Consider the following 10,294-nt stretch of genomic DNA (forward strand, 5'->3'; position numbering starts at 1 on the left):
AGTTTACCGCCGCGCAACGGAGCCCCGCAATAGGCTACTTCTTCTTATCCGGGTCGAAGGGATTCTTCGCCTTGCGCAGCACGACGCGGATCGGAATACCATCCAGGTCGAAGGCATCGCGGTAGCCATTGATCAGATAGCGCTGATAGGTTTCCGGGATGGTTTCGGCACGGCCGGCAAACAGCGACATGGTGGGCGGCCGGGTTTTCACCTGGGTGCCATAGCGGATGCGCACACTGCGGCCATTGGCCAGCGGCGGCGCATTCTTCCGCAGCATGAATTCCAGCCAGCGATTGAAGGCAGCAGTCGGCACGCGGCGGTTCCAGCGTTCGTATTGCTTCATCACGGCAGGCAGCAGGCGATCCAGATGCCGCCCGGTCAGCGCCGAAAGCGTGACCACCGGAATGCCGCGCGCCTGCGGCAGCGAAGTTTGCAGCCGGTCTTCGATGGCCTTCAGCGTGAGCGCGCGATCTTCCACCGCATCCCACTTGTTCACGGCAATCACCAACGCGCGGCCTTCGCTGAGCACGTGATCGGCGATGGTGAGATCCTGTTTGTCGAAGCCCTGCACGCCGTCGATCAGCAGCACCACAACCTGCGCCATGCGGATGGAATACAGCGTATCGGCCACCGAAAGCTTTTCCAGCTTATGCTCTACCCGCGCCTTGCGGCGCAGGCCGGCGGTATCCACCAGGCGGATGTCGCGGCCCTGGTAATTCCAGCGGACGGTGATGCTGTCGCGAGTCAGCCCCGGTTCCGGGCCGGTAAGCAGACGGTCCTCATGGATCAGCGCATTGATCAGGGTGGACTTGCCGGCATTGGGCCGGCCTGTCACGGCAAGCTGGATCGGCCGGGTGGGATCGTCGGGCGTATCCACATCCACATCGGTTTCCACCGGCAGCAAGCCATCGGCCTCTGCCGCCGCATCCTCTTCGGCTTCCGGCCTGCCGATGATCTCCACGATCGCTTCATGCAGATCGTAAAGGCCTTCGCCATGCTCCGCCGATAGCGGCAACGGATCGCCCAGCCCAAGGCCATGGGCTTCGGCCAAACCGGTGCGCCCTGCCCCGCCTTCGCATTTATTGGCCAGCAGCAGCACCGGCTTGTTCTGCCGCCGCAGCCATTTGGCGAAATGCTCGTCCAGCGGCGTGATGCCGACACGGGCATCGATCACGAACAGCACCAGATCGGCCTGTAGCACCGCCAGTTCGGTTTGCTGGCGCATGCGACCGGCCATGCTGTCATCCAGCGCATCTTCCAGGCCGGCGGTATCCACTGCGGTGAATTCCAGTTCGGCCAACCGGGCCTGGCCCTCGCGGCGGTCGCGGGTTACGCCGGGCGTATCGTCCACCAGGGCGAGGCGCTTGCCTACCAGGCGGTTGAACAGCGTGGATTTGCCGACATTGGGCCGGCCGACGATGGCGATCTTGGCGGACATGGTTCCAGCCTAGCGTAAAGCTGTGAGGCGGGCATCCTCGGTGAGGATGTAGGCCGTGCCACCTGCCACCAGGGGCGAAACCGAGGCCGGGCCCGAAAGCCGGATGGCGCCGATAAGATCGCCGTTATAAGGCGAGATGGCATAGGCGCGTTCGGTGGTGGAAGCCACCAGCAGACGATCGCCGGCCAGCACCGGGCCATACCAGGTGATCAGGCCCTTGTTGGTGCGTGCGGTGGGATCCTTGTAACGCTGCAACTGACGGATCCATTTCACCTTGCCATCGCGGCGCGCGATGCACACGATCTCGGCATCCACGGTCACCACATAGATGAAATCGCCGGCCACCCAGGGGGTCTGCACACTGGATATGGCGCGTTCCCAAATGCGCTCGCCGGTGCGCAGGTCGATGGCCAGAAAACGGCCAGACTGGCTGATGGCGTAAACCCGGCCGCGATCAATCACCGGACGGCCGTTGATATCGTTCAAGGCGCCCACCGCGCTGGTGCGGCCGGCGGTGCGGACCAGTTGTTCGCTCCAGGCCACGGTGCCGGTATCGGCGCGCAGGGCCACCAATTCGCCGGAGGAATACGGCGCCACCACGATATTGCCCTCGATGGCCGGGTTGGCCGCCCCCACCAGGCCGGCCATTTCATTCAGGCCGTTATGGGTCCAGAGCTGGCGGCCGGTTTCGGCCTCCATGGCGATTGTCTGGTTATCCTGGGTGATCAGGAACAGACGGCCGGCATCCACCGCGGGCGCGCCACGCACCGGCAGGCTGAGCGCCACATGCCAATACATCAGCCCGGTGCGCGGCTGCAGCGCCATCACGTCGCCATAGGCGGTGGTGAGAAACAGTTTGCCATCGGCATAGGCCATGCCGCCGCCCACCGCGCCGGTATCCTCGCCCTTGGGGGTGAAATTCACCCGCCAGAGCCGCCGGCCGGTCGCTGCATCGAAGGCCGAAACGCGGGTATCGGCATCCTTGGTGAAGATCAGCCCCTCAGCCACCACGGGCTGGCCGAGAATCTTGGTTTCATCGCTGCCGGCCGAACCGATATCGGCGGTCCAGGCGGTGCCCAGCGTGGGGCCCAATGCCAGATGATGCATGGCGTGGCTGGGATAGCCGCCGGCCTGCGGCCAATCGGCATTCGCCCAGGGGCGCGGCAATTGCACCGGGGTTTCGGCCAAAGCCGGATCGGGATCGAGTTGGCTGTCATAGGCCAGCACCGAGATGCGCTCGCCGGGAATGCGGTTCTTGGCATCGCTGTTGGATTCAACGATCCGGCTAACGGTGTCGCAGCCGCCCAGCATCAGCAGGGCCGGAAAGAGGATCAGAAGTGCGGCGCGACGGCTCATACCCGATATCCTTACAGCGGGCCGCCGAGCGCAGCCAGCAACTCGCTGGCGCGGCCACGCACACCCAGCGGGGCCTGCGGATCGTCAGACAGTTCGGTGAGCAGCTTGCGGGCGGTATCGCGGGCGCCGGCCTTCAATTCCACCTGGGCCAGCAATTCGCGGGCAACGGCATTCCACGGACTGGCAGGCGGAATCGAGCCCAGCCGGCTGCGCAGTTCGTCGGGCGCCAGGGTATCGAAGCCGTTCAGCGCGGCGAAATAGCGGGCCAGGTCGCGATACTCGGCGGCCACACCGCTATCGGCGGCGATCTGATCGTAGGCCGCGACCGCACCGGGAATATCCTTGGCCCTAATCAACTGCCCGGCGCGCTGGAAGGCGGCCATCAACTTGTAGCCATCGGGGCCGGTGTTGGACAGCGAGGCGAAAGCCTCGGCGGCCTCCACATGCTTGCCCTGCTGGGCCAAGGACTGGGCATTGGTGAAGGCCAGCCCGGCGGCTTCGGCGCGGTCGCGGCTATAGGCCTTCCACATCTCGTAGCCGGCCACACCGATCAGCAGAAGGGCCAGGGCCCCGATCAGCGGCCATTGATACCGCCGCCATATCTGCATCACCCGGTCGCGGCGGTATTCCTCGTCCACTTCCTGGATGAAGGTGTCTTTCTCGGCCAAAATCCTGACTCCTATACGATAACCGCCCAAATACGCTGCTTGGCAGCCCGGTCTGGCGGGGCGGCGTAACATAACCGGATCGGTCGCGCTTGGCAAAGCTCTGGCCAGGCCGCCCGGCTGCCCCGGCAAGCCCCTGAAATCCGCCAAAGCGCGCCCCTAAAGCGCTCCCAAGCATGCCGTTAAAGGTTTGATAACCAATGCAGACTTGGCAACGTAACAAAACTTGTCTAAAGTCGCGCGCGCATCCGGCTGTTGGCGGCCTGGGATGCCGGGCGTTGCGATCTTGCGCGTTGCGCATTTTCAGGGAGCAAGCGGCATGAGTGGTAAAGGTGCCAAAAGCATATTGGCGATGGCCGGCATGGCCGTTGCCCTACTCGGCAGCCATGCCGCCCTGGCGCAGAAAGGTCCGCGCCACCCCACTGCCCTGATCCCTTTCGAGCAGGAACGTGCCCAGGATCGCGGCGACCGCGCCACCCTGCTGCTGAACGAAGATGCCTCGCGCATCCCCGGCCATCGCATCATGGAACTGCCGATCGTGAACGGCAAAATGGGCGAGCACGCCAAGCTGGATGACGGCGTGGAAATCTTCTTCCCGTTTGGCCGCATCCTCACCGCCACCACGGAATTGCATAAGTACAAGTCGCTCTCGCTGGGCAGCGAAAGCCGCGAATTCTCTCCCGACCCGCGCTACAAGCGGGTGAACCAGTTCGACCGCGTGCTGGGCAGCGTATGCGCCAGCGAGGGCGTCTCGCCCGACAGCCCGCTGAAGATCGAATTGCGCATGGGCGAGAATAACCGCCTCAGCCTGGTGCGCATGATTCCGCCGGAATACAAGAATCCCGAGGATTCCGATGCGGTTTCCTATCGCGTGACCAGCGCCATGGAAATCCGCCATCTGGCGCGCCAGGAGCCGGAAGCGGAAAAGCTCTATCGCAATTGCCTGCGCGGCAAGAGCGACCAGAAGGTCTCCAGCAAGGATTGATCCTGCCGGCGTAACCGGCCTGCGGACCGAGGCTGAAGCATGGCCTGGCAGAATGTATTGCAGCTTATCGGATTGATGATGGTGGTTGTGCTGATTGCACCGGCCGCTTTTCGTCTGCGCTGGAGAAGCACCGGCACATTGCTCTCCATCGCCTGCTGGCTGGCGATCTTCGTGGCGGTCAGCTTCTTTATCGAAATGCTGTTGCCGCTGTTGCGGTAACAATCCCGAGAGCCCCGATTGACGCCCGCCGCGCGGCGGCGGCTAAATCCTTCGCCCACGGCAAGCGGCAATGATTCGAACCGCGCCGCACCGTAACGGCAGGAGGAAGTGCAATGAATGCCGATCTGCTGAGCCTGGCTCCCAAGATCGATCTGTCGCGCCGCGGCTTTGTCGCCACCGGCCTGGTCTCAGGTTTCTCGTTGGCCGCCGGGCCGGTGATGGGCCAGAGCGTGATCACCACAGACACCAACGGCCTCACCGCCGGCGAAGTGCGCATCCCGGTTTCCGGCGGCTACCAGATGGCGGCCTATCGCGCCATGCCCGCCAAGGGCGGCCCCTTCCCCACCGTGATGGTGATTCAGGAAATCTTCGGTGTGCACGAGCATATCAAGGATGTTGCGCGCCGGCTGGCCAAGATGGGCTATCTGGCCATCGCGCCGGATCTCTATGGCCGCCAGGCCGACATGAGCAAGGTGACCGAAATGTCTGCCGCCGTGGCGGTGGCCGGCCAAGTGCCCGATGCACAGGTGATGGCCGATCTCGACGCCGTCTCGGCCTGGTCCAAAACCCATGGCGGCGACGGCGTGAAGCTGGCCATCACCGGCTTCTGCTGGGGCGGCCGCATCGTATGGCTGTATGCCGCGCATAACCCGGCGCTCACCGCCGGCGTGGCCTGGTATGGCCGCGTGGTGGGCACCCCCAACGAACGCCAGCCGCGCAATCCGATGGATGTGGTGGGCCAACTGCGCGCACCCGTGCTGGGCCTTTACGGCGCCGCCGACCAGGGCATCCCCAACGACACCGTGGAGAAATTCCGCGATGCCGCCAAGGCCGCCGGCAAGACCGTGGATATCGTGTTCTACCCGGACACGCCCCATGCCTTCCATGCCGATTACCGCGCCAGCTACCGCAAGGGCCCGGCGGAAGACGGCTGGGCCAAGATGCATGCCTGGCTGGTGCGCCACGGCGTCGGCTGACGCAAAGCATACAACGGCGTCAGCTGACGCATAGTGCACAACCGCGCCGGCTGAACCGACAAGCCTTAAACGCAACCCTCCGGCCCGCCGTTACATCGCCCGGGCCGGAGGGTTTTTTTCTGCGCACAAAAGCTTCAGGATGCGCGCCCCGATCTCTCCTCCGGAAAACACATCATGGATTCGCTTTCGCAGATCGCGCTGGGCTCGGCGGTTGGTGTCGCTGTGCTGGGCCGGCATGCGCCGGTTTGGAAGGCCGCTCTGGTGGGCGCGGTTTACGGCACGCTGCCAGACCTGGACGTGCTGCTGGATTTCGGCGACCCGATTGCCAACATGACCCGCCATCGCGCCGAAAGCCATGCCATCCCTTGGCTGACCTTGGTTTCCCCGGCCCTGACCTGGATTGCCATGAAGGCTTTGCGCGAGCCGATGGCGCAATTCAAATCCTGGTGGCTGGCGGTGTGGCTGATCCTGATCACCCACCCGCTGCTGGACTGGACCACGATTTACGGCACCCAGCTTTGGCGGCCATTCAGCGACCAGCCTTTCGGCCTGGGCAGCATGTTCATCATCGATCCGCTTTATACCCTGCCGCTATTGATCGCGCTGGGCTTCGCTTTCGGCAAACCGCCTCGCGCGCGGATTTACGCCACGCTGGGGCTTGCCATCAGCACCGCCTATCTGGTTTGGAGCGCCGTCGCGCAGCAGATCGTCCGCGGCGCCGCACAGGATGAATTGCGCCGCCAGGGCATTGTTGCCGAACATCTGCTGGTCACCCCCACGGCCTTCAACACCATTCTATGGCGCGTGGTGGCGGTAAGCGGCGACAGTTATTATGAAGGCTTCCGTTCGTTGCTCGACAAAACACCCGCAATTGCCTTCGATCGCTTTCCGCGCCGCAACGATCTGCTGCCGATGCTGGGCTATAACACGCCGGCTGCCAGTCTGGCCTGGTTCACCCAGGGCTTCTACAAACTGGCCGAGCAGGATTCCCGTGTGATCATCACCGATCTACGCATGGGCCAGGAGCCGCTCTACACATTCAATTTCGTGGTGGCGCAGCGCCAGGGCGACCGGCTGCTGCCGACCTCGCCCGAACGCAACAGCTTCCGCGTGCCGCTGCGCGAAGGCCTGGCCTGGCTCTGGCCAAGGCTGCTGGGCGAGCCTTTGCCGCCGCCGCGCGGACCATTTAACCCAAACTGAAATCGCCCTAGAATGATGCCGCACCGTTACAGGAGGTTTGCGTGATCGGTCCCCTCATCCTGATCGGCTTGGGCGTAATGTTCCTGCTGAACAACCTCGGCATGCTGTCGCTGGATTTCATGGCGCAATGGTGGCCGGTGGTGCTGATCGCACTCGGCGTCGGCATGCTGATCCAGAAGCGGTCGTAAGCCTATTTCTTAAAAGCAGCGGCGAAATCATCCGGCTTGAAGCCGAGCAGCAGCTTGCCGCCGCCCAGATCGACAACCGGCCGCTTGATCATGCTGGGCTGCGCCTGCATCAGCGCAATCGCTTTCTTCTCCGTCAGCCCCTCGCGGTCGCTGTCCGGCAATTTGCGGAACGTGGTGCCGGCGCGATTGAGCACCTTCTCCCAGCCCAGCGCCTTGCACCATTTCTCCAGATGCGCCGCATCGATGCCCTTGGCCTTGTAATCATGGAAGGCATAGGCCACGCCATGATCATTCAGCCAGGTGAAGGCCTTCTTCATGGTGTCGCAATTCTTGATGCCATAGATGGTGACGGGCATGGTGCTGTATTCCCTTAAAATGCCGCCGTCATCGGGTCGGGGCCGACGCGGCCATTCTTGTCGTCCAGCTTGGCGATGGCCGCCAGGTCGTCGGCATCCAGAGCGAAGTTGAACAGATCAAAATTTTCCTTGATGCGGCTGGGCGTCACGGATTTCGGGATCGCCACGAAGCCGCTTTGCAGATGCCAGCGCAGGATCACCTGTGCCGCCGTGCGTTTATGCTTTGCGGCAATCGCCTTGAGCGCCGGATTATCCAGCAGCTTGCCCTGGCCGAGCGGGCTCCAGGCTTCGGTGACGATGCCATGCCTGGCATGGGCGGCCCGCAGCGCCGGCTGCTGGAAGGCCGGATGCAGCTCGACCTGGTTCAGCACCGGCACAATGCCGGTTTCATCAATGATGCGATCCAGATGCTCGGGCATGAAATTCGACACGCCGATGGATTTCACCCGGCCCTGCTCTTTCAACCGGATCAGCATGCGCCAGGTTTCGGTATAGAGATTCTTGCGCGGCGCCGGCCAATGGATCAGGTAGAGATCCACATAATCCAGGCCCAGGCGCTTCAGGCTGGCATCGAAAGCCTTAAGCGCGCTATCGCTGCCCTGGGCATCGTTCCACAGCTTGGTGGTGACGAAAATCTCCTCGCGCTTCACGCCCGCTGAACGGATGCCCTCGCCCACGCCGGCCTCGTTGCCGTAGATCGCAGCGGTATCCACATGGCGATACCCAGCGGCAATGGCCGTGCGCACAGCCTCAGCGGCTTGCGCATCGTCTGCCTTCCAGACCCCGAGGCCGATCTGCGGAATCGTGCGGCCATCATTGAGTTTCAGGACAGGCTGACTGGTCATGGATCAACTCCGATAAATGATTTTCACCTTGGCAGCCGCGGCGCGAGCAGCCGCGCGGGCCTGCTCCACATCACCGGTTTTCGCCAGCGCCAGAGCCACACCCATCCGGCGATAGGGCCGCGTGGTGGGCTTGTTGAAGATGCGCAGGTCGATATCTATGGCGGCATCGGGCGATTGCAAGGCGACATCCAGGCCCTGCACATCGAAGGCGGTGGAATCGCGATCGGCCAGGATCACCGCAGACGCGCTGGGGCCGTATTGCGTGATGGAAGGGATCGGCAGGCCCAGAATGGCGCGGGCATGCAGATCGAATTCGGTCAGGTTCTGCGAGATCAGCGTGACCATGCCGGTGTCGTGCGGGCGCGGCGAAAGCTCGGAGAAGATCACCTCTTCGCCCTTCACGAAGAATTCCACGCCGAACAGGCCATAGCCGCCCAGATTATCCACCACCGCCTTGGCTTGGCGCTGGGCCTCGGCAACGGCTTGCGGCGCCATGGCGGTGGGCTGCCAGCTTTCCTGGTAATCGCCGCGCTCCTGCCGATGCCCGATGGGCGGGCAGAAAATCACGCCGTCGCGGGTGCGGATGGTGAGCAGGGTGATTTCGTAATCGAAGGCGATGAAGGCTTCCACGATCACGCGCTTGCGGTCGCCGCGCATGCCGGCCACCGCGTAATCCCAGGCCTTGTCGATATCGGCCGCCGATTTCACCGTGCTCTGGCCCTTGCCGGACGACGACATCACCGGCTTCACCACGCAGGGAATGCCCACGCTGGCAACGGCGGCGCGCATCTCTTCCAGGCTTTCGGCATAGAGATATTTCGAGGTAGGCAGGCCGAGTTCGCTGGCCGCCACTTCGCGGATGCGGTCGCGGTTCATGGTCATGATGGTGGCGCGCGCAGACGGCACCACCTTCTGGCCGCGATCCTCGTATTCCTTCAGCACCTCGGTGCGGATGGCCTCCACCTCGGGCACGATGAAATCCGGCTTGTGCTTGTCGATAGCCGCCGAAAGCGCCGCCGCATCCAGCATGGAGAACACCTCCGCCTCGTCGGCCAACTGCATCGCCGGGGCGCCGGCATAGGCATCGCAGGCCACCACATGGGCGCCCAGCCGCTTGGCCGAAACCACGAATTCGCGGCCCAGTTCGCCCGAACCGAGCAGAAGGATTTTCGCAATGGCGGTCATGGCCTGATTCTCCCAAATCTGATGCCGGCAAGCCGTCAGAAATAGCCGAGCCCCGCCCTGCCCGCCAGATGTTACCCGGCAAAAACGCGGTTATCCCCAGATTCCAGCCGATGCCGGCCGGCTGCTCGCGGGTGCCTGGCGACACGGAAACTGCTATGCCTGTTGCCGATCAAGAATCGGGATAACCGGGAACCCGTTTTGCGCCAGCCCTTTGCCGCTCAAACTTTTGCCGCCCCATTGCTGTTGCAGATGCTGGCCTGTTCGTTCCTGTGGGCCAGCGCCTTCATCCTGATGAAGCTGGCGGCGTTTTCGCTGTCGCCGATGGCGCTCACCGCTTTGCGCGGCCTGATGGGGGCCGTGCTGATCGGCCTTTGGCTGGTGATCATCGGGCATAGCATCCGCCCGCGCGGGCGGGAATTGCGCGACTGGATCATCCTGGGCCTGCTGCAAGGCCTGATCCCCAACAGCCTCACGGCTTATGCACTGCTGCAAATCTCGGCCGGCCTTACTTCGATGGTTCAGGCCAGCGCGCCGCTGATCGTGGCGGTGATCGCTCCGATGCTGTTTGCCAGCGAGCGGTTGACGGCCAAGCGCGGATTGGGCCTGCTGATCGGCTTCGGCGGCATGCTGCTGCTGGTCGGTCCGCCGGCGCTGGGTCCGATCCTGGCGGGCGAAAGCCCGCCCGATACATTGGGCATCCTGGCCATGCTGGCCGTGGCTTGCAGCTATGCCCTGGGCAATGTGTATGTGCGCAGCATCCCGGCGCCGCAGCCAATCCGCCTGGCTTTCGGCCAACAGCTTTTCGCCGGCCTGCCCAGCCTGGCTTACGTGCTGATCGCAACCGGCCCCGCCGCCTTCGCGCCAGCCCAGCAGGCAATGC

General features: G+C 63.6%; 12 protein-coding genes. 6 read left to right on the forward strand and 6 right to left on the reverse strand.

The window, feature by feature from the left end:
• Positions 1-34: 34 nt before the first annotated feature.
• Genes der through KF827_RS16920 form a run of 3 tightly spaced genes read right to left on the reverse strand, consistent with a single transcriptional unit; the run spans position 35 to position 3,462 of the window.
• Positions 35-1,438: a ribosome biogenesis GTPase Der gene (gene der / locus KF827_RS16910; RefSeq protein WP_291007856.1), complete on the reverse strand. Its 1,404-nt coding sequence runs from the start codon at positions 1,436-1,438 to the stop codon at positions 35-37.
• Positions 1,439-1,447: 9 nt separating this feature from the next.
• Complete coding sequence (locus KF827_RS16915; protein ID WP_291007858.1) at positions 1,448-2,794, reverse strand: PQQ-binding-like beta-propeller repeat protein; 1,347 nt, start codon at positions 2,792-2,794, stop codon at positions 1,448-1,450.
• Positions 2,795-2,805: 11 nt separating this feature from the next.
• The gene (locus tag KF827_RS16920) at positions 2,806-3,462 is read right to left on the reverse strand and encodes a tetratricopeptide repeat protein (protein ID WP_291007860.1); all 657 of its coding nucleotides are present in this window, start codon (positions 3,460-3,462) and stop codon (positions 2,806-2,808) included.
• Between the two features lie 316 nt (positions 3,463-3,778).
• Between KF827_RS16920 and KF827_RS16925 the strand changes: the two genes are divergently transcribed.
• The 5 genes from KF827_RS16925 (at position 3,779) to KF827_RS16945 (ending at position 7,028) form a co-directional block, all read left to right on the forward strand.
• A complete protein-coding gene (locus KF827_RS16925; protein ID WP_291007862.1) occupies positions 3,779-4,444 on the forward strand; it encodes a hypothetical protein in 666 nt (221 codons plus the stop codon).
• Positions 4,445-4,483: 39 nt separating this feature from the next.
• Positions 4,484-4,663, forward strand: coding sequence for a hypothetical protein (locus KF827_RS16930; protein WP_291007864.1), 180 nt, complete (start codon positions 4,484-4,486; stop codon positions 4,661-4,663).
• A 113-nt stretch (positions 4,664-4,776) separates the two neighbouring features.
• On the forward strand, positions 4,777-5,640 hold the full coding sequence (locus KF827_RS16935) for a dienelactone hydrolase family protein (RefSeq protein ID WP_291007866.1): 864 nt from the start codon (positions 4,777-4,779) through the stop codon (positions 5,638-5,640).
• A gap of 174 nt (positions 5,641-5,814) precedes the next feature.
• Complete coding sequence (locus KF827_RS16940) at positions 5,815-6,840, forward strand: metal-dependent hydrolase (RefSeq protein WP_291007868.1); 1,026 nt, start codon at positions 5,815-5,817, stop codon at positions 6,838-6,840.
• A 41-nt stretch (positions 6,841-6,881) separates the two neighbouring features.
• The gene (locus KF827_RS16945) at positions 6,882-7,028 is read left to right on the forward strand and encodes a DUF5668 domain-containing protein (RefSeq protein ID WP_291007870.1); all 147 of its coding nucleotides are present in this window, start codon (positions 6,882-6,884) and stop codon (positions 7,026-7,028) included.
• 2 nt (positions 7,029-7,030) lie between these two features.
• Here the strand turns inward: KF827_RS16945 and KF827_RS16950 are convergent, their stop codons facing one another.
• The 3 genes from KF827_RS16950 to purT are packed head-to-tail and all read right to left on the reverse strand — an operon-like array spanning position 7,031 to position 9,414.
• Positions 7,031-7,384, reverse strand: coding sequence for an ArsC family reductase (locus KF827_RS16950; protein WP_291007877.1), 354 nt, complete (start codon positions 7,382-7,384; stop codon positions 7,031-7,033).
• 14 nt (positions 7,385-7,398) lie between these two features.
• Positions 7,399-8,229 carry an aldo/keto reductase gene (locus KF827_RS16955; protein ID WP_291007880.1) on the reverse strand — a complete coding sequence of 277 codons (831 nt, stop codon included), beginning with the start codon at positions 8,227-8,229 and terminating at the stop codon, positions 7,399-7,401.
• A 3-nt stretch (positions 8,230-8,232) separates the two neighbouring features.
• Complete coding sequence (purT, locus tag KF827_RS16960; protein ID WP_291007882.1) at positions 8,233-9,414, reverse strand: formate-dependent phosphoribosylglycinamide formyltransferase; 1,182 nt, start codon at positions 9,412-9,414, stop codon at positions 8,233-8,235.
• 198 nt (positions 9,415-9,612) lie between these two features.
• Between purT and KF827_RS16965 the strand changes: the two genes are divergently transcribed.
• Positions 9,613-10,294, forward strand: a 682-nt coding sequence (locus KF827_RS16965) for a DMT family transporter (protein ID WP_291007884.1), incomplete at its 3' end; no start/stop codon positions are given.

Origin of the sequence: Ferrovibrio sp. (assembly GCF_019636075.1) — a bacterium.
In the GTDB taxonomy this organism is placed as follows: Bacteria; Pseudomonadota; Alphaproteobacteria; order Ferrovibrionales; family Ferrovibrionaceae; genus Ferrovibrio.

Bases quoted from the DNA above. Each gene is read 5' to 3' on its own strand.
- KF827_RS16915 (WP_291007858.1), bottom strand. From the start codon at position 2,794: ATGAGCCGTCGCGCCGCACTTCTGATCCTCTTTCCGGCCCTGCTGATG.
- KF827_RS16955 (WP_291007880.1), bottom strand. From the start codon at position 8,229: ATGACCAGTCAGCCTGTCCTGAAACTCAATGATGGCCGCACGATTCCG.
- der (WP_291007856.1), bottom strand. From the start codon at position 1,438: ATGTCCGCCAAGATCGCCATCGTCGGCCGGCCCAATGTCGGCAAATCC.
- KF827_RS16925 (WP_291007862.1), top strand. From the start codon at position 3,779: ATGAGTGGTAAAGGTGCCAAAAGCATATTGGCGATGGCCGGCATGGCC.
- KF827_RS16930 (WP_291007864.1), top strand. From the start codon at position 4,484: ATGGCCTGGCAGAATGTATTGCAGCTTATCGGATTGATGATGGTGGTT.
- KF827_RS16940 (WP_291007868.1), top strand. From the start codon at position 5,815: ATGGATTCGCTTTCGCAGATCGCGCTGGGCTCGGCGGTTGGTGTCGCT.
- KF827_RS16935 (WP_291007866.1), top strand. From the start codon at position 4,777: ATGAATGCCGATCTGCTGAGCCTGGCTCCCAAGATCGATCTGTCGCGC.
- KF827_RS16950 (WP_291007877.1), bottom strand. From the start codon at position 7,384: ATGCCCGTCACCATCTATGGCATCAAGAATTGCGACACCATGAAGAAG.
- purT (WP_291007882.1), bottom strand. From the start codon at position 9,414: ATGACCGCCATTGCGAAAATCCTTCTGCTCGGTTCGGGCGAACTGGGC.